Source organism: uncultured Hymenobacter sp., assembly GCF_964243305.1.
In the GTDB taxonomy this organism is placed as follows: Bacteria; Bacteroidota; Bacteroidia; order Cytophagales; family Hymenobacteraceae; genus Hymenobacter.
Window position 1 is genome coordinate 62,994 of the sequence record NZ_CAXTEF010000010.1, and the last position, 23,376, is coordinate 86,369.

The window sequence follows — 23,376 nt, forward strand, 5'->3', positions numbered from 1 at the left end:
TCAGTTCTTTTTACCCGCCGCTGGTGCCGGCCTGGCCGTCCGGCTCAGCGTGTCGCGGCGCAGGGGCAGCATCACCGTCGAAGCCGAGTCCTGGGCCTGCTGGTCTTGCTGGTCCTGCTGTTTCTGGTCCTGCTTTTCCTCCTTGCGGGCCTCACGGCGGCGCTCCTTCACGTTTTCGCTCACCTTCTCGAAGAGCTGCGCCAGGTTGTTATACTCGCGCTGATACACCAGCGAGGCGCCGGTGCGCACGATGGGGCCGTCGATGTCCTCGTAGGCGTTCTGGCGGAAGGCGCGCAGGCGCAGGCGGCCATCGCGCAGCAGCGTGTATTCCAGGCTCACGTCGCCGGCGAAGTTGCTGGCCGCGTTGGCGCCCTGCGTGGCCTGGGTGCCGCTGCCGCCACTGCCGCCCGCAAGCGGCACGTCGGTGCCCAGGCGCACGGTGAGGCGGTTATTCAGCAGCTGCCGGCGCACGGCCACGTTCAGGTCGGTGCGCGAGCCAGTGCCGCCGTCGGCGCCGTACACGGCCTGGTTGGTCACGCCCAGGTCAATGCCCAGGCCGGCCAGGTACTTGCCGGTCAGGTTGTTGAGCTGGTCGGTGAGCACCGAGCTGACCGAGCCGCGCAGCTGCGAGGCCACGAAGCTCTCGCCCGCACTAGTCTGGAACGGGTTCTGCTGCACGAAGCGGCCCAATACCAGAAGCGAGAATACCTGCTTGCTCTGCTCCGAAGTTTGGTTGGGCTGGCGCAGCTGCCCCAGCTTGGCATCAATTTCACCGTACAAAGGGGTGCGCTGGTCTTCGGGCAGCGTGATATCGAAGCCGATGGTCGGCTTGGCGAGCTGGCCGGTCACGTTAATCAGCACGTTGAAGGGCAAGGTGTTGCGGGCGAGACTTTGGGTTTCCGTATTGTCGGAGCCCTGACCGGCGAGCAGCTCGGCCGGCGCGGCCTTGACCTTGTAGATGGCGGTCAGATTCAGGTCGGCATTGTAGGGGTCGCCGGTCCAGGTCAGGGACGAGCCGCGGCGGATGGTAAACTCGCGCGAGGTCAGCCCATAGAGTGAGAGGCGGTAGGAGCCGCGCGCCACCGCCAGCGTTCCGTCGAGGGTGATGGCGCCGCTCGGGTCGATGGTTGTCGTCAGCTGCCCATTAGCCCGCACCCGCAAGTTGTCGCCCGAAGCCGGGTCAATAATGAGCGTGAAGGGTGTTTGCTGGGTGATTTTGACGCGGGCCGTGATGTCGTAGCCAGTCGTGCCGGTGCGCACCGTGTCCAAGGCCAGCTGCCGGGCCAGGGCCGTGTCGAGCGGGGCGCTCTTGTCAATAAACTTGACGATGCCCTCGCGCTCCACGGCCGACGGGTCGCCGGTCGGCGACTCCACCGTCAGATCCGAGCCGCGCGCCACGGTCACATCGGTATCTACTTTGATAAGCGTGAGTGGCCCGGTCAGGCGCGTGTCCGAGTCCAGCACCAGCCGGCCGTAGTAGAGTGGGTTGTTTTTGCGGGTGCTGCGCACGGCCAGAAAGTTGTTGGTCGTGGCGCGCAAGTCGAAGTTGTAGTCGATGAAGTTGCGCGTCAGCAGGTAGCCATTGGCCACGGCCCGGTTGCCGGCCGAGTCCAGCACCGTAAAATCCCGGAAAGCCAGCCCGCGCTCGTCAAACGTCAGGCGCTGGTTCGGCAGCCGAAACGGCGCCCCGAGCTGCGGCACAATGAAGGCCGCGTCGCTCGAAGTCGTGAGCGTGCCGCGAATCTGGGGCGCGGCGGCGGTGCCGGCCACGGCCAGCGTTCCGCTCAGAAAGCCGGCCGTCTGGCTGAGCTGCCCGGCCGAAAACGGCTCAGCGGTTTTTAGGTTCAGCCGCCCGACTTCGACCCGAAACTGGAGGGGGTTGTTGCCGGCCGCGGTGTAGGAGCCCGTGGCGCGTACGTCGTTGCCGGGGGGGGTAGGGCCGCCGGCCGTGCTCACCCCGCCACCCGTCAGGCGGGCTTCGATGTCGTAGCGGTTGGCGACCGGGTTGCGGGCTTGCAGGGCGAGGTCGCCAATCAGGGCTTTTTGGAAGATAAGCTGGCTGATGGTCAAATTAGCCGTAAGCGCCTGCTGCTTCGTGCCCAGCCCGCGCAGTTCGGCCTGCCCATTGAGGGTGCCGGCAATGAGCGAGTCCTGCTGCTCCACGGCCCGCGCCAGCTCGGCCAAATCAAACTGCTCGAAGCGCACGAGCAAGGGTGAGTTGTTGGCTTGCGGGTCTTGGCTTTGCACGGCCAGGGTGCTGCGGCCGTTGGTCAGGCGCAGGTTGTTGGCCACGATGCTGCCATCGGGGTTGTAGCGCACGAAGTTGTTCGTGCCCGCCGACCAGTTTTCATAGTTGATAATCTGCTCGGCCGCCGCCACGAACTCGTAGGCGCTAGCCTGGCGCTGATTCACCACCGACAACGTGCCGGCCAGTGCCAGCCGCTCGCGGTCGAGTGAATCGCCGAGAATAGCGGCCCGCGCAAAAATCTTATTATCAGCCACGTTGCCAATCACGCTGGGCTGCCGCAGTCGCAGCGTGGTGTCCTGCGCGGCCTGGGCCAGCCGCAGCGCATAATCCAGCTTGCGCGGGTCGGAGTTTACGTCGAGCCGCAGCGAGTCGAGCCGGTAGTTCTGGTAGCGAATGATGCGAATGTCCGTTTTCGCCGTGAGGCGGGCCGCCTGCCGGTCGTAGTCGCCGGCCAGCGTGAAGGGCGAGATGCGCGTGAGGCCCGGCACGAGCTTGGTGGCCAGGCGCGTATCCTTCAGCTTTAAGGAATACGTGAAACGTCGATTAGCCGAGCTGGCCACGTAGCGCACTCCCGGCAAGTCAAAGTAGCGGTCGATGTGCTGTTGCAGCTCCGGCGCCAAATCGCCCAAATGCACGTTGCCATCGAGGTTGGCGGCGAGCAAGGTCGAGTTGAAAGCAACCGTCGCCCGGTCGGCCGTCTGCGTGATGCGCCCACTCAGGGAGTCGAAGGCAAACGGCTGATTGTCGCGCACTATCACTACCCGGCTGCCGCTGAACGTGCCGTTGAGCGAGTTCAAATCGGCGCCGGCGAAGTTGGCATTCAAATCGCCCTGCACCCGCAAATCGCCGCCGGTGTAGAAGCCCAGCGCCGTCAGGTTGGCGCCGCGCACGTTGAGCGAGGTCAGCTCGTAGCTCGGGTTTTTGGCGTCGCGCAGGTTCACGACGGCCGCCAAATCCAGGTTCAGGTTGGGGTCGCCGGCGCTGCTGGCCTTGATGTCGTAGCGCTGCCGGTCGATGCCCACAGTGGCTTGCACGTTGCGGTAGGTGTAGCCGTTGTACTGCGCGCTCTGCACCGTGGCAGCCAGCTGCCCGCGCATACTTTCCGGCGTCAGCCCGCGGGCGTTGAGCTGTCCGGTCGCCGTCACCCGCCCGATGGTCGGGTCGCCGATGAGCTTGCCCACGTTGAAGTTCTGCACCGCGAAGGTGCCCGTCACCGGCTCCTGCCCCTTGGGGCCGGGCGCCATGCGCACGTTGGCCGCCGCGTTGCCAAAGCTCGACGCCAGCCGCAGGTTGGTGTTGAAGCGCAGGGCGGTGGGCTGCCCGCTGAAGGTGCCGTTCACGCTGAGCACGGCCGGCAGCTGGTAGCCGGCCGGCAGCGTACCGGGGGGTAGGACGCCGCGCAAATCCGCCGCCGTGGTGCTGAACCGAGCGATGTTCAAATCGGCAAACAGCCGCTCATCAACATTTGGCAAGCCGCGAATGCGCCCGCTGGCGGCCAGCTGCGTGTTGCCCAGGCCGCGAAAATTCAGGTTCTGCACCCGGAAATCACCCAGGCTGCCCTGCACCCGCCCGCTGAGCGCCACGCTGCCGATGCGCGTGGCCTTGGGGATGGTACCGGGGGGTAGGACGCTGCGCAAATCCGCTTCCGTGGTGTTAAAGCGGCAGATGTTGAGGTCGGCCACGAGGCGGTTGTCGGTATTGGGCAGGCCGCGGATGCGCCCGCTGGCCAGCAGCTGCGTGTTGCGCAAGCCCACGAACTCCAGGTTGCGCACCTGGAAGTCGCCCAGCCGCCCGGCAATCTGCCCGCTCAGCAGAATGGACTGGTTGGCACCCGTCGTGAACGGCGGCGTGCTGATGAGGTCCGGCGCCAGGTAGAGGATGTCGCGGAAGCCCAGGCGCACGTTGCGCAGGTCGCCTTCCAGCTTCAGGTTGGGCAGGTTGCGGTCTTCGGCCAGCGTGGCCAGGTCCTGAAAGCCAATGGCCAGGGTACGCCGGATGCGGGTGTGCGGCGTAATCAAGTCCAGGCTGTCGAGCCGGATTTGCACCGAGTCATACACTACATTGGCCTGCCACTTGTCAATCCGAAACCCGCTCTGCTCCCGGCCGGCCAGGTTATCGACCTGCGCCGTGGTGCGGTTTCCCGAAAAGCTGAAGTTGTGAGTATTTAGAATTAAATCTGTGAACTTCAGATGGTTGTAATCCAGGGCCGGCAGCCTCGTTTTTTGCCGCGGCTCATCGAAGTTGTCGAAGGCCACGTCCACGCCGCTGATGTCGGACTGCGCTAAGGTTACGCGCCAGCGCAGGGGCTCAGCGCTGGTCGCGGCCTTGGCTTTCCTGGCTGACTCGTTCAGGGTGCGCACAGCCTCGGCCGGATTGACCACGCGCTGGGCTACGGGCACGTTCTCGTTTTGCGAATACGCGAACGAGGTGTTTTTCAAAGTCAGCTTGGTTAAATCAACCCGCGCGTTGGGCAGGTCGATGTTGCGCGCCGTCACTTCCGCCTGCCCGATGCGGGTGTTGATAAACTGCGCCGCCGGCGTGTTTTTATACGTGAAGGCCACCGTTTCCAGCGTGGCGCGGTTCAGGCCAAACTGGAGCGTGAGCGGCTCGGTGGGCTTGTTGTCATCCAGCTCCGGGGCGGTTTTGGTTTGCACCATCGCAATGCTGGCCCGGCGCAGCGTGGCGTTATCCACCTTATAGATGGACTTGTCCACGTCCACTTCGTCCATCGTCACGGCCAGCTCGCCCAGGCGCGCCCGCAGGTCAGAGCCGGCAATTTGGTCGTCCTGCGTGAAGTAGATGTTGGTCAGCCGCGCTTTACCAATGTTGTATCTCAGGCTCGAGGTCGTGGTGTCCACGGGCGCCGTGGGGTCAGAAAAGGCATTGATAATGAAGTCGTAGTTATTCACGCTGTCGGGCGCGGTGCGGGTCAGGCGCACGCGGCCGTCGTTCAGCTCCACGTCCGAGATGTTAATCTGGCTTTGGGCGAGCTTCCAGATATCAATGCTCACGCCCAGGTGGCCCACGGCGAGCAGCGTGTCGCGCTGCTGGTCAGCCAGATAAACATTGTCCAGGTTGATGGCGTGGCGGAAATCGGTCCGGAAGCGGCCGATGCGCACTTCGGTTTTAAGCTTGTCGCGGAGGTAGCTTTCGCCCTTGCGGGCAATAAAATCCTGCGTGGCCGGAAATTGCAGGGCCACGACCGCTACCACCACGAGCAGCAGCACCAGGGCCAGCAAGCCGAGCACTCCGTAGAGCAGGCGGCGCAAAAAGGGGGGTAGGGAGCTAATGGCGCGGAAAGGCTAGGGGATGAGGGCGTAACGCAAACCAGCGGGTGAGGTTAAGCCGCGGCGGCCGGCCGGTCGTCGCTGGGGGCGTGTAAACGCTGTTTTTTCTGGTTTCAGTGCCATTAAGGTAAGACTTAATGCGCTCTTTTTCCGGCTCGTCGCTGGGCGCACTATCTTTCGGCCCCATCTCCGGCCCCGCCATCCACCCATGACCATTCGTTTTTCCCTGCCCTACCGCACCACCCCTGGCCAGCGCCTGGCCGTGTGCGGCTCCGCCGCCGCGCTCGGCGCCTGGCAGCTGGCCCAATCCCTGCCCCTGAGCTACGACGAAGCCACAACCCGCTGGAGCGCCGAAATCAAGCTGCCCGCCGCTGATTCGGCCGCCGAGCTGACGTATAAGTACGTGCTGCTCGAAAACCACGACCAAAGCCAGCAGTGGGAGTGGGGCCCCAACCGCACGCTTGCCCTACCCCCCCGCCCCGCCCGCATCGAGCTGAACGACTACTGGCGCCCACCCGTGCAGGAAGAGCATGAGCTGTTCACGAACGCGTTTACGCAGGTGCTGTTTCGGCGGGCGGCCCCGCTAACCCCATCCCCTAGCTCCTTTGCCGCAACCCCATCCCCTAGCCCCTTCCCCGATGGGGAAGGGGGACTAGCTGCTAGCTCTGGCTCCGAATTTAAACTAGAAACTAGAGCTAGAACTAGTCCCCCTTCCCCATCGGGGAAGGGGCTAGGGGATGGGGTTGCCGGGGAAGCCACCATCCGCTTCGCCCTGGCCGCCCCGCGGGTGCTGCCCCACCAGGTCATCTGCGTGCTGGGCTCCGACCCGGCGCTGGGCAGTTGGGATAATGGCAGCCCGCTGCTTCTATCCGACAGAAACTACCCGACCTGGGAAGCCGAAATCAGCCTGCAAGCGCCCACCGAAACCTTGCGCTACAAGTACGCGCTCTGGAACACCGTCGAAAAGGAGGTTGAGTTTCTCGAACGGGGTGAGGACCGCACGCTGGCGCCGATTCCCTACCCCCCCTCGGCGGCGCCAAGCCTGCGCATCCTGCACGACGAGCGCTTTCAGTACGATACGGCCTGGCGCGGGGCGGGCGTGGCCTTGCCGGTGTTTGCGCTGCGCTCGGAAAAAGGCCTGGGCGTGGGCGAGTTTCCCGACCTCAAGCTGCTCATTGACTGGGCCGTGCTCACGGGTATGAAGCTGGTGCAGGTCTTGCCCATCAACGACACCACGGCCACCCACACCTGGGTCGATTCTTATCCCTACGCCGCCATCTCCGTCTTTGCCCTGCACCCGCAATACCTGAATCTGGAGGGGGTAGGGAATTTGCAAAGCGCCGCCGACCAGCTGGCGCTGGACCACTTGCGCGAGGAGCTGAACGCCAAGGATTTCGTGGATTACGAGCCGGTGATGGTGGCCAAGTGGCGCTTCCTTAAAAAGCTGTATCAGCAGGAGAAAAAGCTGCTGCTGGCCGACCCAGCGTTTCAGCAGTTCCGCCGGGAGCAGGCCGGCTGGCTGGTGCCCTACGCGGCTTTTTCCGCCTTGCGCGACCGGTTCGGCACCGCCGACTTCTCGCTTTGGCCGGCCGAGTTTCAGACGCCGCAAAACCTGGCTGAGCTGACCGCCGAAACCGCCCCCGACTTCGACGAGTTCGGCCTGCATTTCTTCACCCAGTTTCACCTCGATAAGCAGCTGCGCGAAGCGGTGGATTACGGCCGCGCGAAGGGCGTGGTGCTGAAAGGTGACTTGCCCATCGGCATCTACCGCCACTCCGTCGATGCCTGGACCCAGCCGGAGCTGTACCATATGGACGCCCAGGCCGGCGCCCCGCCCGATGACTTCAGCACGACGGGCCAGAACTGGCGCTTTCCGACCTACAACTGGGAGCGCATGGCCCAGGACGGCTACCAGTGGTGGAAGCAGCGCCTGGGCCACCTGGCCCGCTACTTCGACGCGCTGCGCATCGACCACATCCTGGGCTTTTTTCGCATCTGGGAGATTCCGGGCCACTCGGTCGAGGGCCTGCTGGGGCACTTCGCCCCGGCCCTACCCCTGCACCGCGACGAAATCCGGCGCCGCCTGGGCTGGTTCGACTACGGCCGCCTCTGCGAACCCTACATCCGCTGGCACATGCTCCAGGACTTGCTGGGCCACGACGCGCAGTCGGTGTTTGAGGAGTATATGGAAGATGCCGGCCACGGCGCCATCCGCCTGCGCGAGCACGTGCGCACCCAGCGGCAGCTTGAAACCTACATTCAGGGCAAAGCAGCGGCCGAGCCCGAGCACGCCAGCTACTTCGCCTGGCTGCAAACCAACCTCTTCAAGCTCGTTAACGAGGTGCTGTTCGTGCCCGCCGGCCATGATTTCTACCACCCGCGCATCACGCTCAACAAAACCTACTCGTTCCGGGAGCTGGACGGCGACGAAGCCCGCCGCCGCCTCTACGACGACATCTACGTCGACTTCTTCTTTCGCCGTCACGAGGAGTTCTGGCGCGAGCAGGGCCTGGTGAAGCTGCCGCCCGTGCGCTACGCTACCAACATGCTCATCGCTGGCGAAGACCTGGGCATGGTGCCGGCCTCGGTGCCCGGCGTGATGCGCCAGCTCGGAATGCTCAGCCTGCACATTCAGCGGATGCCCTCGGACCCGGCCACCGAGTTCGGCCACCCGGCCAGGGCGCCCTACCTGTCGGTGGTCACGACCGGCTCGCACGACATGAGCACCATCCGCGGCTGGTGGGAGGAAGACCGGGTGCGCACCCAGCGCTTCTACGAAACCATGCTGGGGCACCCGCGCCAGGTAGCGCCGTTCTACTGCGAGCCCTGGGTGGCGCGCGAAATCATCAGCCAGCATCTGAACTCACCGGCGATGTGGGTTATTTTGCCGCTCCAGGATTTGCTGGCGATGGACTACGGCCTGCGCCGCGCCAACCCGCACGACGAGCACATCAACGTGCCCGGCAACCCGACCCACTTCTGGAAGTACCGCCTGCACCTGCCGCTGGAGGAGCTGGTTGAGGCCGTTGGCTTTAATGAGCCGCTACGGGCGCTGCTCGAAGAAGCGGGCCGGGGGCAGCCTGGCTAAAGTAAGCTCAGCTAGTATAAATTCAAAAAGCCCCACCAGCGTGGGGCTTTTTCTTTGAGCACTCAGGCTACTAAGGCGCTTCAAATATTTCGGACTCGGTGAGGTCAAAAAAATTGGAGGATGTTATTGTATTTTAATTATAAAAATTAGCAACTTGTGCATAATGGATATTCGGCCGGGTAGCCACGATGAACACTTAAATTGATGCGTTATTCCCTTTAGAGCAGTTTGAGAGCACTTTTATGAAGGCGCGTTGGTCGATAAATCACGTATATTCGCCGAAATTATAACGAAGCCACTAAGAATTAAATAGTACTTTTGGGGGCTTAGTAAAAGTTTATGTTATTGATGGCTCTTCGTCGCCGCGGCTTGCTGATGAGTCTTTTTAATTTGTCAGGGTGGCGGTTTGTATCAAGCTTCCTCTTATTTAAAATAAACTAATTATCAATAAAATTACACCACGGCTTACTCTTTCCTCATTTTTTATGATAAACACCTTACACGCTCTGCACGCTATCAAACACGGCTTGGTGCCTTGGGCGCGGCGGACCAGCCGTCAGGCCGCCCCGCTGGCAGCGGCCGTCTGGGGCGTGGGCCTGCTGCTTGGCGGCAGCCCGGCGGCGCTGGCCCAAACCTGCAACCAGACGGTAAACTTCAACTACAGCAGTGTGGCCGACGGCACCCGTCAGACGGTGGGTTCGTCGGATAAGCTCAGCGCTGGCACGCCCGGCACCAGCGTGGCTTATACCAACTATACGGCCACCACGCCGGCTACTACCAACACGTTTGCCGTGGGCGCCAACGCGGCCCTGGCCAATACGGGCAAGTTTCTGGTGTGGCAGCGCAATGTGATTGGCGGCGGCCCGACCTCGGACGTGGCTTCGGTCGTGTTTGAGTTCAGCCGCCCAGTGAGCAACCTGACGCTGACGCTGACCGACATCGACCGGGATATTACCGCCGGCACCAACGACTTTATTGACCGCCTGACCTTCGACGCCTACGCAACGGCGGTGGGCGGCACGGCCATCGACTTGCAGCCGGCTAACATTTCCGGGCCCGGCCTCAACATCAAAAACAAGTTTGTGGGCACTGGCAGCGGGGCCACCGCCACCAGCGACCCGGCGTTGAAGTTGAATGCTATCACGGGCATCGCCGCCAACGTCAGCACTACTACCGGCGACGTGACGGTGAGCTTTCCGAGCCCGGTGCAGCGGGTGGTTATCACCTACGAAAACATTGCGCCCTTCATTGCTACTACTACCGACCGCAATCACACGATGGGCTTTGCGAACATCACGTTCTGCGCCCAGGCGGACGTGTACGCCAATTTCACGGCCGGCCCCGCGACGGCCTTACCCGGTGCTTCGGCCAGCTATACGGCGCAGTTTGGCAACAACGGCCCGGATAACTCGGAGGCTACGCCGCGCTCGGTAATCATCCCGAGCGGCGCCACGCTGACCAACTCCGGCGGCGGCACGCTGACGGGCAACGTCCTGAGCTTCGGCACAGTGGCGTCGGCTGCCGGCAGCAGCGCCTCGTTCACGTATGCCTACACGCTGCCCACCACGCCGGGCGTGTACTTCGCGGCCACCACGGCCACGACCAGCACCAGCGCGAGCGAGAACGGCCTGACGGCCAACAACACCGCCACCCAGGCTACGGCCGTGACGCCGGTCACGGACCTGCTGACGACCATCGCCGGCCCCGCCGCCGTGACGCAGGGCGACTTGCTGACGCTGAACGTGACGACGACCAACAACGGCCCGGCTTCTTCGGCCAACGTAGGGCAGACCGTGCAACTGCCTACGGGCCTGACCAGCGTGTTTGTTTCCAACAATGGGACCTACAGCTCGACTTCGGGCCTGGTAACCTTCCCGGCGCTGAGCACACTCGGCGCGGGCCAGACGGTGGCCAACACCATCAGCTTCGCGGCGCCGACCACGGCATTTGCGCCCGCGGCCACGGTGACGCCCAACACGACCGGCACCGGCGACTCGAACCCGGCCAACAACACGGCCTACCTCAACGGGGCCACCGCGGCTACGAATGTCGCTATCAACCCCGTCAGCTCCTCGGCGAAGGTGGCTAACCTATTCACTACCATCTCGGCTTCGGCCCCGACGGTGAGCCCCGGCGCCAGCATCACGCTGAGCGTAGTGGCGGCCAACGCCGGCCCGGCACCGGTCAATAACGTGGTGGAAACGGTGCAGCTGCTGCCGGGCTTCACCACTAGCACCCTGCAGGTGGGCGGCCAGACGGGCACGCTCAACGGCAGCGTCATCACGTTTGCCAGCGGCGCCACCTACAACACGCAGACCGGCCTGCTGCGCCTGGCCGCCATCAGCTCGCTGGCCAGCGGCGCCTCGCAGAGCTATAGCATCCAGCTCACGGCTCCCGCCAACGGGAGTGGCCAGCTGCTAGCCACCGCGGCGGTGGGCGCGACTTCGACGGATGCCACCCTGGTGACCACCGACCCCGTGCCGGCCGACAACGTGGCCGCTACCAGCGTAACCCTGCTGCCCGTGGCCGACCTGGTGGCGGCCATCAGTGGCCCCAGCTCGGTGACGCTGGGCCAGGCGGTGGCCTACACCGTCACGTTCACCAATAATGGCCCCGCGGCTGCCGCCGGCCTGCTGCCCACCGTGCAGCTGCCCGCCGGCTTGGGCGCCAGCAGCGTGACGCTCAGTGAAGGCACTTACAACAATGCTACCGGGGTAGTCACGTTCCCGGCCGTGGCCAGCAGCCTGGTCGGCACTTCGCAGCTCTACACCGTCAGCTTCACGCCCCCGGCGGTGGGCAGCTACCCGGCTACTGCCGCTATCAGCAGCAGTACGCCGGATGGCGTTTCGGCCAACAACTCGGCCAGCACCACCACGAGCGTAACGCCTGCTGCCGACCTGACCGTGCAGATTGCCGGGCCGGCCAATGCAGCAGCAGGCGGCGTAGTAACTTATGTGGCTCAAACCACTAACAATGGCCCTTCCGTTGCCGCCTCAGCCACGACCACCATTCAGCTGCCTAGATTAACCACTACGGTCACAACTAACGGCAGCTACGATGCCGGCACCGGCCTAGTGACGTTCACTAACACGAACCTGGCTAGCGGAGCCGTTGCTAGTAATTACGCTACGTTCATTAACCCTAACAATGCCGGTGTTGCGCTGGTCGGCACCGCAGCCGTGACTGGTACGATGCCTGACCCGAACACGGCCAATAACACCAGCACGGTCAATACCAACACAATTGCCAGCAATGGAGCCGCTGACATTTCCACTGCTTTCGGCGCAACAACTCCCTCTGTAGCTCCTGGCGGCGTTATTTCCTTGGTAGTTAACTACGTAGGTAGTGCAAATGCAGTTGCTGATGTAGTTGAGCGATTGTACTTGCCTCCCGGCACCGTTGTAACGAGCGCTATTCCTGCCGGCGCCACTTACGTTCAGGCGACCGGTGTGTACACGCTGCCCGGTACCGGCTTCGCGAGAACTAACGGCAGAAACATAGATAACCGGTCTTATACCATTACCCTGACCGCCCCTGCTTCGGGCCCCTTCCGCGCGGTATCCGCGGTTTCCTCGTCAAATGCAGAAACGGGAACGTCTGTTAATAACGTCGCCGTCGCTAACGTAACTATTACTACGCCTACGCCCTCTACTGTCTACGACATCGTGACCTCCATCAGCGGGCCGGCGGCGGCGCTGCCCGGCGCGCTCATTACTTACACGGTGCAGGCGCTCAACAACGGTCCGGGCACCGCGACTTCTTTGGTCTTACAGACCGTGCGGCTGCCGGCGGGCGTGACGGCCACCAACATTTCGGGCGGGGGCGTGCAGAACGGCGACCTCATCACGTTCCAGACCATTGCCAATCAGGCACCGGGCGCGGCCGGTGAGTTGCGCAACACTTTTGACGTCGTGATGCCCGCAGCGGGCAGTCTGGTCATCACGGCCAGCGTCGCGTCGAACAACGAGAGCAACCCTGCCAACAACACGGCCTCGGTGACAACCAGCCAGGCCAACCAGGCGCCGGTAGTGGCCAGCGTCGTGAACGCGGTGCAGGCCTACGCTGGCAACACGGCCGGCCAGCTCTTTATTTCCTCGCTGCTCGCCCAGGATGCCGACGGCAGCGTAGCCAGCTTCCAGCTGACTTCCCTGCCCAATCCCACTACCCAGGGGGTGCTTTACTACGACAACGGCGGCATCTACACGGCTATTACCAGCGCCTCGCAGGGCCTGACGCCGCGGCAGGCGCAAACCCTGCGCTTCGACCCGGCTGCGGACTTTGTCGGCAACGTGTTCTTCACCTACACGGCCACGGATAACGCCGGTGCCGTCAGCCGGCCGGCCCTGTACAGCATCGCCGTGGGCCAGGACTCCAACTCGCGCTATGTTGTCTTCGTGAAGGGCGGCGCCAATCCTTACCAGGACGGCGACGTGGTGGCCTCAGTGTTTGACGTGAATGGCGGCAAGTTCACTAGCGCCGGCTTTGTCGACCCCGCGCCCGATGGCAACGGCGTGGCCACGGCCTCGCTGCCTGCCACCGGCCCGGCGGCCAACCCCAGCAACGCCCTGCCCGCGGGCATTGCCTTCGACCCGGCTTCCGGCCAGTTCACGGTGGCCGACCGCACCCTGCTCAGGGGCGGCACGGTGAGCCTGCGCATCACGACCCTCGACCTGTTCGGCGGCATGAACACCCAGGACATTATGCTCACCACTGGGGCCAGCCCGCTGCCGGTGGAGCTGACCGCTTTCGTGGCCCAGGCCATTAGGCAGGATGCGGTGCTGCGCTGGACCACGGCCTCGGAGAAGAATAACGACCACTTTGTTATCGAGCGCAGCCTCGACGGCACGGCCTACACCCAGGTGGGGCGGGTGGCGGGCCAGGGCAGCAAATCCGGCCCGACCAGCTACGCGCTTACCGATGCCGGCATCGGCGCCAAAGCCAGCGGCAGTGTCTACTACCGCCTGCGGCAGATGGACCAGGATGGCCGAAGCACCTACTCGCCCGTGCGCGTGGTGAGCTTTGGCCAGGCTGCCGCCCTGCTGGCCATCCGTCTCTACCCCGTGCCCGTGCCCAGTGGCGCCCCGGCCACGCTCGACCTGACGGGCCTGCCGGCCAGCCGGCCCTACACGGTGCTGCTGACCGACCTGAGCGGGCGCCGGGCCGGACAGTACGTGCTTCAGGGCGGGCAGCTGCAGCCGCTGGCCGTCGGCCAGCTGGCTGCGGGCTCCTACGTGCTCACGCTGACCGGAACCGATGCCCAGGGCCAGGCCCTGCGCCTCGTCAAGCGTTTCACCAAAGAGTAGGGGGTAGGGAATTGCCCCAGGGCGCCCCTGCTTCTCAGCTCTCAAAAAAGCCTCTTTCCGGCCGGAAAGAGGCTTTTTGGCTTATTACGCAGCGATGAACGCCGGCTTTTGCGTATGCGTTTGCCGGGTCGGAAGCAGCCCGCTCCCGCCCCGCCGGTCAAGCCTGTTTATTTTGTATGAGCACCCACTCCGACTCTGCCGCCATTCAGGAATCCGTGGCCCTGGAAACCGGCTCCCGCCTGCCCGAAGCCCATGCTGGCCGCGCCCCGCGTCCGCGCCGCGCGTCCACCTACGCGGGCTTTGACTTCGATGTAATGGTGGTCGGGGCCGGCAGCGCCGGTCTGGCCGCCGCCCTCACGCTGGGCCGCTGCCGCCGCCGGGTGCTGGTCTGCGACGGCGGGCCGCCGCGCAACGAGACCTCGCCCGCCGTCCACGGCTTTCTTTCCCGCGACGGCATCCGCCCCGCCGAACTGCTGCGCCTGGGCCGCGAGCAGCTCGCGCCCTACGACACGGTGCAGCTGCGGGAAATTAAAATCAAGGACATAACCCGCCAGGGTCAGGGGTTTGCCCTGGTTGGCGACACGGGGGGGGGTAGGGAATTCGCGGCCACGGCCCGCAAGGTGCTGCTGGCTACGGGCGTGGCCGACCTGCTGCCGCCGCTGCCCGGGATGCGCGAGCTGTGGGGCCGCGGCGTGCTGCATTGCCCCTACTGCCACGGCTGGGAAGTGCGCGACCAGCCTTTAGCAGTGTATGGGCGGGGCCGCACCGTCACGGGCCTGGCCCTGCTGGTGAGCCGCTGGAGCCGCGACGTGCTCGTGGTGACCGACGGGCCCGGCCACCTCACCCAGCACGCCCGCCTGCGCCTGCGCCGCGAGGGCATTCAGGTGAACGAGGGCAAGCTGAGCCGCCTCATCGGCTCGGCCAGCGGCGATTTGAAGTGCCTTGAATTTGAGGACGGCACCCAGCTGTCGCGGGCGGCCTTGTTTCTGCACGCGCCCCAGCAGCAGCGCAGCGAACTGGCTCAGGTGCTCGGCGCGCAGCTCACCAGCAAGGGCGCCGTGCGCGTCGACAGCAAGTGCGAAACCACGGTGCCCGGCCTCTACGCCGCCGGCGATACCACGCCCGGCACCCAGCAGGCGCTGCTGGCCGCCGCCGAGGGCAACAAAGCCGCTATCTGCCTCAATGAAGTGCTGACCCGCGAGGAGTGTCCGCGGTAGCAGAGGGGGGTAGGAATCATCAGCTCCGAATCAACTGGTATGAGCTATCAGAATCCCATTCTCGATGAGGATTTCCCCGACCCCAGCATCCTGCGGGCGCCGGACGGCTACTTCTACGCCTACGCTACCCAGACCAAGCGGCAGGGCGTGGTTTTGAACTTTCAGGTGGCCCGTTCCGCCAATCTGATAGCGTGGGAGCACCTGGGCGAGGCCCTACCCGCCAAGCCGGCCTGGGCCCGCGCCGGGCAGCGGTTCTGGGCGCCGCACGTGGTGCTACGCGAGGATACTTATTTCATGTATTACTCGGCCCAGCCCGACGCGCCCGGCGCGGGCCTGAGCCTAGCCGCGGCGACCAGCAGCAGCCCCGCCGGTCCCTTCGTGGATGTGGGCCGGCCGCTACTGCCGGGCACGGGTTTTTTCAACATCGACCCCATGCAGTTTGACGACCCGGCCACTGGCCGGCGCTGGCTGTTTTATGGCTCCGGCTTCGGCCCAATACGGGTGCGCGAGCTGGCGCCTGACCGGGTTTCCTTCCGGCCCGAAAGCCAGGAAACCGAGCTGGTGCAGCCCCTACCCCCCGCCGACCCGTCCGCCTACGGCCACCTCATCGAAGCCAGCTGGGTGCGCCACCGGCCGGAGGTCGACGGCGGCTGGTACTACCTGTTCTACTCCGGCGACAACTGCTGCGGGCCCGATGCCCGCTACGGCCTGCTCGTGGCCCGCGCCCGCCACGCCCTCGGCCCCTACCAGACGCTGGCCCAGGCCCGCGGCGGCTGTGGCCTCATTTTAGAGGAGAATGAGCGCTGGCTCGCCCCCGGTCACCACGCCCTGTTCACGGATGACGCCGGCCAGGACTGGCTCTTCTACCACGCCATCGACCGCCGCCAGCCCACCTTCGACGCCATCAATGATGAGCAGGGCTACTCGCGCCGCGTGATGCTGCTCGATAAAATGGAGTACGGCGCCGACGGCTGGCCGCGCGTGGCCGGAGGTACGCCCTCGGTCGGAGCGAAGGAGGGGCCGGTTCTGGCTGGATAATGGCTGCCAACACGTTCTTTCCAGTGAACCAGACTTCCCGTAAAGTCCCTACCCCCCTTGTGTAGCTGAAGCCCCGGCCTGGCAGCGTGCTGCTAGCTGATGAGGCGGGGCCCATGCCCCACACATTCAGGATGACGATGCTGGGGTCGTGGCGCCGGCGCCGCTGGCCCCTGCTGAAGGTGACAAGGCTGCCATCTGCCTTAATAAAGTGCTGACCCGCGAGGAGTATCCGTAGTAGCAGGGGGTAGGGATTTATAGAAGCTGTTTAGGAAATCGATTTTCGCTCAGGCTGCGCTTGCCGAAGCATCGCTACTACTTCGTTTGAGCCGTTCAACGAAGCAGCAGCGATGCTTCGGCAAGCGCAGCCTGACGGTCTAAATTGTTTTTCGGGACTTTCTGAACAGCTTCATAGTGAAGGGATAGAAATGCTCTTATCAGTCCGTCACCACGATTTTCTCCACCACATGCTGGCTGGCTGTGTGCAGGGTGCAGAAGTAAACGCCGGCCCGAAGTCCGGTGAGCGCGGCCGTGGCCTCGAAGGTGCCGGCCGCTGCCTGAGGCTGGTCCACTATGGTGCGCACTTTCCGGCCCAGCGCGTCGCTCAGCGTGAGCCGCACATGGCCGGGCTGGGTCACCTGGTAGCTCAGCCGCACCAACCCAGCAGCGGGGTTCGGGTAAGCTTGCAGGAGTTTGTCAGACTGCCTGGTGCCGGCCGTGGGGGTAGGCCGGCCGGGACGGGCCAGTGCAATGGCTTGCCGGTACTTGGTGCCGTCGCAAACGGCCCGAATGGCACTGGCGCTGGCCTGCGGCAATACCCCGCACTGTGCCGCCGGTAAGGCCGGGAAGCTGGATACAGTGGTGAGCGTTATTGGATAGCGGGCTACGAACAAGACGTTCTGCTGCGTTGGAGTGCCGTTAATCACTTTCAGATTAAGCATCACCTTCAAGAAGGCTTGTTGAAATCTGAAATAAGGGTTGCTGTCCTTGACAAACTCATTCGACTCAAACACGCTGTTCTTAATGCAAGCCGCGTCGGCGTAATTGCTTCGGTAAGCGTAACGTCCTAGCCCGCCGCCCACTACCGGACCTTCTTGCGTTTCAAAATCGCCGCTTGCTGGTATTCCCGGCGATAACTCCACTATCGGTGCAATGTCATTCTGACCAGTGAGCACTATCGCTACCTTAAAGTCCTGCACCTCCAGCCCGGAGGCCGGGTTAATCACGTACTGCAAATCGTTGGCGAGCCGAAAAGAGCGCGTAATGGTGCTTGACCTATCGGAATACCTATTAGTTGTTACGGTTCTGTATTCAATCACTGGCTTGTTCAACAGGCTGAATACGCCCATTGCCTCATTGTAGAAAGGTATTTTTTCCGGTACAGAGTTAGGCTGGCGATTGCCAGGATTTTGAAAAGTTGAGCTGGTGTACCAGTTGTTGGTAGTAATAGTGCCCGTGGTGGTGGTGCTCATCTCGATGGTCATCGGCTCCATCACCACGCTTTGCGGCCCGGCATCCTGTCCCCCACCCATGAAGAAGTCAAGCATACTCAGGGCGGTCCCCAGGTAAGGCAGGGAGTTAAGGCCGGTTTTTAGAAAGCTGCCCGCCTTACTGGCATCACTGAGCGATTTCAGCGAAGCGGCCTTGCCGGGAAACAGGTCCGACATCTTTGTCGTGAATTTATCAATGTTGTCGTAGGATTTTCCCCCGGCATCCAACGCAGAGTTGACTTTGCGGATAAATGGAAGGCCTTTATCCATGTCAGAGCCCGTAGAGCCAACGGCGGTACTCGCGCCGCCATCCTTCATAGAAATTAAGGTGCCAGTGGTTTTACCAGTCAGCCTGACATCTGCTTGCGTAATTAAATTAACTTCGATGGCAAGCTTAGAGTCGAATTGACAAATGCACGGGTCGTAGTCCATCGGGAAGTCGGCGACAAACCACCTGGAGCGGCTATTAAGATAACGGGTCGCCGCTACAAATTCTGGATTGGTACGTGGCTCGGTATCCTCCAGCGCTACGCCTAGCGCGCTCATTCGGTTGAGCGTAGCTGCTTTATAGATTGCCGCACCAAACTTTAGCTTAATTTCCGCAAATTGAAAGTTGTTCTGCGGGTCGCCAACGGCCGTGAACACGCGCAATACACTGGTACGGCGGTTATAAATAATTAGCAGCGGGTTGGTGGTTTTAGCAGGAGCACCCGAATCGAAGTAGCCGAGGTCGCGCCGAATTAGCTCCCAGCCATCACCAGGAGTGTCAATATGTCCTTGAAAGCGGTCCATAACCGCATTACTTGGCTGAAGCCAAGGTAAGTCAATATACTCCTGCCCTACCCCAGGGTAGGGACTGTTGAGCGTATATAATCTACCGTTGTACACGGAAGGCTGGTAGTTGCCGTAGTACCAGTTGAAGGTGTTGATTTTTCCACTTGGGTCGGCGGGATTAGCCGGGTCGGTACGAATGCCCGCGGGCGGGCATGGGGTTTGCGCGAGCGCCTGCGCCGGGCCGGTTAGGGATGCAGCGAGCAGCCCCACCCCGAAAAGGGTAGAAAAACGCATAAAACAAGAAAATAGGGTGGAAAGAAGCGGCTAGCGAACCCGCTTGCCGAGGAAAACTCTGTCGATGATGGTCGGAAATACTTGCGCCCGATATTCGAGCCGGATGCTGTCGCGGGTGGTCAGATAGCCCTTGTTGACATTAAAGCTGGTGCAGCCCCCACTGGTAGCTGTGATGCCCCGCCACGTCAAGCTTATATCCCGATAAGGCTCTCGGCATCCTTTCGGAATCCCAACCAGGTAGCTAAGCGGAACAGGACTATTAGGATACTGCCAATCTGGACCAGAATAAATCCGTACGCTGAACGTGTCAGCGGGAGCATCCTGATTAGCCCCCTGAAACTTACCATAGATTGGGGCGCGTGCATCGCCGTAGGGCATCAGCGTTAGTCGCTTGGTGAGCGTGTCCACCCCGTCGTCTTTCGGGAAGCAGGCCGTGTTGAGGGGACGTTTGGCAATGAGGCGCACATTAATATTGCCCAGAGTACTCTGGTCGAACGCCACGCTGATACTGCGGCCAGTGCGCGCGTCGATGGGGCCCAGCAGCCACTCGTAGCTCGTGTAGGGCTTGCCCGGCGCCTGAAAAGCCATCGGCTGATTGTTGTAGGCCGTGTCGGGGGTAGGCGTATTAAGCCCCTCGATGAATCGGATGCTGAGCGGGTTGGCCACCTGCCCCTGGCAGGGGTCAGGGTCCTTGTCATTGTCACCGCAACCAGTCAAGCCTAGGCTGACCAGCGCTATAGCTAGTGGTAGGATGCCGGTCCGCAGTGCGTGGGGGAGTACTCTCTGGATTTGCATGAGTAGCGGCAAAAGAGTGAAAATGAGTTAAATCTGTGAAGCGCCCCTACGCACGTAAATTATTTTCACAACCTATTTTCTGAATCAGCCGCTGGATTAATAAGCTCCAGAAATAACTTATAAATTCATGGGCTAACCTATGTCAGGTAGTTATATTAGCCCTGCTACCAATCAATGATGGTGCTGGCGAAACCCGGATTTTAGTGAATTTGGTAGAGCAGCTACCAATAACTTCCCAAGACTCGAAATTTGAAATTGAGGTTAGCGGTTTTATAGTTGAGGCTAGGGGAAAGTAGCAAGACTGGTCTTGCTCGTAGAGCAGTAATTCAAACTTATTTATTAAATCCTAATTATTCAAGCACAAATACACCAACCGGCCGTTTCGAAGGACCAACGCCCTGATTCGAGGTACTAGACTTTTAATGGTGTCCGGTAGGCATAGGTCGGGCTAATGCCAGCAACCCACTTACTGGCATATCACCATACCAAGCGTCTCTAGGCTGGCCTGGCAGGAGGAGCCGGGCCTGCACGACTTTGTCAATGCCTGGTCGCAAAAGTGCTTGCCTGTCTTTCTCTATGACTAAGCCCACCTCACCTTGAGGCTGTTTAGGAAGTTGAAAGAACGTCATGCTGCGCTTGCCGAAGCATCTCGCCCGCTTCGTTGAACAGCCCTGACGAAGCGGGCGAGATGTTTCGGCAAGCGCAGCATGACGTTCAGTATTGATTTTTCAAATTTTCTAAACAGCTTCCTTGAGGCTTTGCGCCTGGTTTTTTACAAACCAGCTGGTGCAGGTGATTTAGCGCCCGCCAGAGGGGCTCTCTGCTTGGGTTCCTGATTCCCTACCCCCCTTATTCCAGCGCCCGCCCCCGGAACAGCAGATACCCCAGGTGCCCGTACACGCCGAAGCGCGCGGCCGGGTCATCATAGTAGCGGGCGTGCAGGGCCAGCGGCCCAACGGGCGTCTGGAAGAGCAGGCCGGTGCTGGCCGTCAGGCGGGGGCGCGCCAGGCCAGCCTGGCGCTCGGCCTGCTGGCGCTCGTTCTGGCGCAGGGGCTGGGCAGTGACGTGCACGAACACCTCCGAGCGCCACTCGAAGCGGTTGAGCACGGGCCGCGTGTAGCGCAGGCCGGCCGCGGCGTAGCGCGCCGAGCGGTAGTGGTCCAGAAACAGGGTGCGCGCGTCGGGCAGCGGCGCGAACACCGGCGCCGTGGTCAGGCTGGAGCGGTACGTCGAGAAGGTGCCCTGGCCGCTGGCGGTCAGCTCCAGAAAGTAGCCCCAGGCATGGCGCTCATCCTGCTTGATGGGAAAATATTTCTCGGCCGTGGCCCGGAATTGCAGCCACTGCTTGTGGCCGGAATTGGCCTCTACCATTGATTCCGTGCCGGGCGTGTAGCGGGCCGCGCCCGTCACGCCGCGCAGCGAGGCCACCACGCGCAGGCCACCGGTGGCGTACTGCTTGCGATTCAGCGTGTTGCGGGCAAACTGCACGGCCGCCGTGCCGCCCCGGAATGTGGTTTTGTCGAGCGTCGCCGCGCTCGTAATTTCGCCGGAGTTGGTGTAGTCGTCGCGGGTCGAAAAGGCGCTCACATCGAGTAGCACCCGGCTGCGGTAGTTGGGGCTCACGCCCACTTGCAGGCCCAGCTTGGTGTCCTGCTGCCGCACCTGGGTGCTGAGCACGTTGCGGCTCAGAAAGCCGCCCGTTTTCTGGTAGTTCCACTGATTGTAGATGATTTCGGGCGCCACGTAGAAGGGCAGCCGGCCCGGCACGTTCACCCGAAACGAGCCCTGCGCGCCGTTATAGAAGCGCCCCAGGCTCACGTTGCCGCCGAAGGAGTAGAGCAGCCGGCGCAGGTAGCGGTATTCGAGGCCGAAATACAGGTTGTCAATCGGCTGGTTCGAGAGCACGAAGCCTACCTCGGCAGCCACGTTGTTGTTGCGCTGGGCATCGACCGAGAACACGTAGCCCTGCTGCTCTTCGCTGTAGCGGATGCGCGGATAGATGTTGCCGAAGTAGTCGTCGGCGGCCAGCCGGTAGTAGCCTTCTTCTATTTCATCAATGGTGTAGGTGCGGCCCTGGCGCCGGAAAAACTTGCTGGCGTACTCGTTCTGGTCTTCGCGCAGGCCCTGCACCCGCACCTGCGTAAAGCGGGGGGTAGGGGCGCCTTCCTGAAACAAGCGCCGCCGCTGCTGCAAGTCCACGGAGTCCACGCGGCGCGCAATGCGCTGCTTGATGAGGTCCATTTTCAGCATCGCCGCCGTATCGCCGAGGGCGATGAGCGGCTTCACCTGGTCGAAATCGGCGCCGCCGAAGCCGTCGAGGTTGGGCTGAATAAAAATGCCATTGCGGCCCACGCTGAGCGTGTCGGCCACGTTGGCGCCCAAAAACAGGATGGTGCTCGTGAGCAGGTCGTCGTCCTTCTTAAACGGATATTTCTTGTAAGCCACGTCGCCCACATTCACCCCGATAATCACATCGGGCTGAAACTCCTGGCGCATCACGTCGGTAGGAAAGTTATTGTACACGCCGCCGTCGAAGAGGTAGCGGCCATCGAGGTTGCGGATGGGCCGGAAGGCCAGTGGCACGGCCATCGAGTTGCGCACGGCGTCGGAAATCAGCCCCGATTTCTGAATGACCTGTTTGCGGGTGAAGACCTCGGCCGCCAGACACCGAAAGGGTACGAAGAGCTTGTCGAAGTCGTAGCCTGCGCGGGCACCGGCCGGGGCCAGCAGCCGGGCCAGGGCGAAGTTCAGGTTCAGGTCGTTGACCAGCTGGGTGCTGGCGTGCACGTTCAGGGCCGTGTCGATGGCCACGCCCAGGCGCAGGGCCGAGGGCGAAGGCTCGGCGGTGAGGTAGTTAAACGTCTTGCTTTCCAGCTGCTTGCCCGACGTCCAGTTCTGAAATTCCGGCGTGAGCACAATCTCCTCAATCTCGCGGGGCGAGTAGCCGGCCGCGTACATCGAGCCGATGACGGCGCCCATGCTCGTGCCGATGATGTAGTCAATCGGGATGCGGTTTTTCTCTAATTGCTTGAGCACCCCGATGTGGGCCAGGCCCTTGGCGCCGCCGCCGCTGAGCACGAGGCCGACCTTCTGGGCACGGAGGGGGGGTAGGAAAGTGAGAAGTGCGAGGCTGAGGCAAAAGGCCGTTTTGTAAACTGATAATTTGTTCATGTATAAAATTATATAAATTAGTATTTCACGCGGGATTTCGCAGGGCATGACTACAGCGCCCTGCGAAATCTTGCGGGAAATGAACCACGCGCCGGGCTCACCACTCGCGGAAAATCATATGAACAGCGGCCACGAGCTAGCCAAGGCCAGCGAGGTAGTTCCAGCCCAGCTTACCGGTTTTGAAGATGAACACCGCGCAGAACGTGAACACGGTGAGCGTGATGACTTCCGGAATGAGTTTGGGCGGAAACAGGCCGAACGGGCCGCCATTCTCTGCAAATTCTCTTCAAACCCGATGCGGTTGACCGGCACCTGAAACAGGTACTCGAAAATTGCAAGCCCAGCTCACCAAAATCACGCCAACCAAGCCCAATTTGCTGAATCAGGTCAGCCTCCGAAACTGCAAATGCCCGTACCAGGCGAAGGTCATAAACAGGTTGGAGATGGTGAGCAGCAGCGTGACTGGGGCTGTGCCACTGCATCAGCCGTAAATCACTCCTCGTGGCCTGGCCCTACCCCCCTCGCTGGTGCCAAAGCCGCTTGCTTGGCCTCTTCGGCCAGGCGCAGCTTCTCGGCCGCCGAGGGCTGCTTGGGCAGATTGCTTAAATCCGGCTGCCCGGCATCGACCCAGGCCGAGTACCAGCACGCGCCAATCAGCCGCGCCGCCAGCCGCA

Annotated in this window: 10 protein-coding genes and 1 pseudogene; 5 read left to right on the top strand and 6 right to left on the bottom strand. The window is 62.4% G+C overall.

Going from position 1 to position 23,376, the window contains the following annotated elements; genetic code table 11:
- Nucleotides 1-5,517 carry a translocation/assembly module TamB domain-containing protein gene (locus ACFE70_RS08320; RefSeq protein WP_375417270.1) on the bottom strand — a complete coding sequence of 1,839 codons (5,517 nt, stop codon included), beginning with the start codon at nucleotides 5,515-5,517 and terminating at the stop codon, nucleotides 1-3.
- A 226-nt stretch (nucleotides 5,518-5,743) separates the two neighbouring features.
- Here ACFE70_RS08320 and ACFE70_RS08325 point away from each other — a divergent pair, with 226 nt between their 5' ends.
- From ACFE70_RS08325 to ACFE70_RS08340, 4 genes are all read left to right on the top strand, one after another.
- Nucleotides 5,744-8,623, top strand: coding sequence for a 4-alpha-glucanotransferase (locus ACFE70_RS08325; protein ID WP_375417271.1), 2,880 nt, complete (start codon nucleotides 5,744-5,746; stop codon nucleotides 8,621-8,623).
- Between the two features lie 485 nt (nucleotides 8,624-9,108).
- Entirely contained in the window at nucleotides 9,109-13,926 is a 4,818-nt protein-coding gene (locus tag ACFE70_RS08330) for a beta strand repeat-containing protein (protein ID WP_375417272.1), read from the top strand.
- 176 nt (nucleotides 13,927-14,102) lie between these two features.
- Nucleotides 14,103-15,143, top strand: a complete 1,041-nt coding sequence (locus ACFE70_RS08335) for an NAD(P)/FAD-dependent oxidoreductase (protein ID WP_375417273.1) — start codon at nucleotides 14,103-14,105, stop codon at nucleotides 15,141-15,143.
- Between the two features lie 39 nt (nucleotides 15,144-15,182).
- Nucleotides 15,183-16,181 (top strand): family 43 glycosylhydrolase, encoded by a 999-nt coding sequence (locus ACFE70_RS08340; protein WP_375417274.1) that lies wholly within the window; start codon nucleotides 15,183-15,185, stop codon nucleotides 16,179-16,181.
- Nucleotides 16,182-16,615: 434 nt separating this feature from the next.
- On the opposite strand, the gene ACFE70_RS08345 is transcribed toward ACFE70_RS08340, so the two are convergent.
- From ACFE70_RS08345 to ACFE70_RS08355, 3 genes are all read right to left on the bottom strand, one after another.
- A complete protein-coding gene (locus tag ACFE70_RS08345; RefSeq protein ID WP_375417275.1) occupies nucleotides 16,616-18,712 on the bottom strand; it encodes a T9SS type A sorting domain-containing protein in 2,097 nt (698 codons plus the stop codon).
- Between the two features lie 54 nt (nucleotides 18,713-18,766).
- Nucleotides 18,767-19,531, bottom strand: coding sequence for a hypothetical protein (locus ACFE70_RS08350; protein ID WP_375417276.1), 765 nt, complete (start codon nucleotides 19,529-19,531; stop codon nucleotides 18,767-18,769).
- Nucleotides 19,532-20,380: 849 nt separating this feature from the next.
- The gene (locus ACFE70_RS08355; RefSeq protein WP_375417277.1) at nucleotides 20,381-22,702 is read right to left on the bottom strand and encodes a patatin-like phospholipase family protein; all 2,322 of its coding nucleotides are present in this window, start codon (nucleotides 22,700-22,702) and stop codon (nucleotides 20,381-20,383) included.
- A gap of 46 nt (nucleotides 22,703-22,748) precedes the next feature.
- Here ACFE70_RS08355 and ACFE70_RS08360 point away from each other — a divergent pair, with 46 nt between their 5' ends.
- Nucleotides 22,749-23,018: a hypothetical protein gene (locus ACFE70_RS08360; RefSeq protein WP_375417278.1), complete on the top strand. Its 270-nt coding sequence runs from the start codon at nucleotides 22,749-22,751 to the stop codon at nucleotides 23,016-23,018.
- A gap of 66 nt (nucleotides 23,019-23,084) precedes the next feature.
- Here ACFE70_RS08360 and ACFE70_RS08365 read toward each other — a convergent pair whose 3' ends face one another.
- On the bottom strand, nucleotides 23,085-23,159 hold the full coding sequence (locus ACFE70_RS08365; protein WP_375417311.1) for a DMT family protein: 75 nt from the start codon (nucleotides 23,157-23,159) through the stop codon (nucleotides 23,085-23,087).
- 35 nt (nucleotides 23,160-23,194) lie between these two features.
- Nucleotides 23,195-23,376: pseudogene (locus tag ACFE70_RS08370) on the bottom strand (S1/P1 Nuclease); the annotation flags it as partial.

Excerpts from the sequence above, each read along its gene's own strand:
- ACFE70_RS08350 (WP_375417276.1), bottom strand. The coding sequence starts at position 19,531 with ATGCAAATCCAGAGAGTACTCCCCCACGCACTGCGGACCGGCATCCTA.
- ACFE70_RS08340 (WP_375417274.1), top strand. The coding sequence starts at position 15,183 with ATGAGCTATCAGAATCCCATTCTCGATGAGGATTTCCCCGACCCCAGC.
- ACFE70_RS08360 (WP_375417278.1), top strand. The coding sequence starts at position 22,749 with ATGACTACAGCGCCCTGCGAAATCTTGCGGGAAATGAACCACGCGCCG.
- ACFE70_RS08325 (WP_375417271.1), top strand. The coding sequence starts at position 5,744 with ATGACCATTCGTTTTTCCCTGCCCTACCGCACCACCCCTGGCCAGCGC.
- ACFE70_RS08335 (WP_375417273.1), top strand. The coding sequence starts at position 14,103 with ATGAGCACCCACTCCGACTCTGCCGCCATTCAGGAATCCGTGGCCCTG.
- ACFE70_RS08355 (WP_375417277.1), bottom strand. The coding sequence starts at position 22,702 with ATGAACAAATTATCAGTTTACAAAACGGCCTTTTGCCTCAGCCTCGCA.
- ACFE70_RS08330 (WP_375417272.1), top strand. The coding sequence starts at position 9,109 with ATGATAAACACCTTACACGCTCTGCACGCTATCAAACACGGCTTGGTG.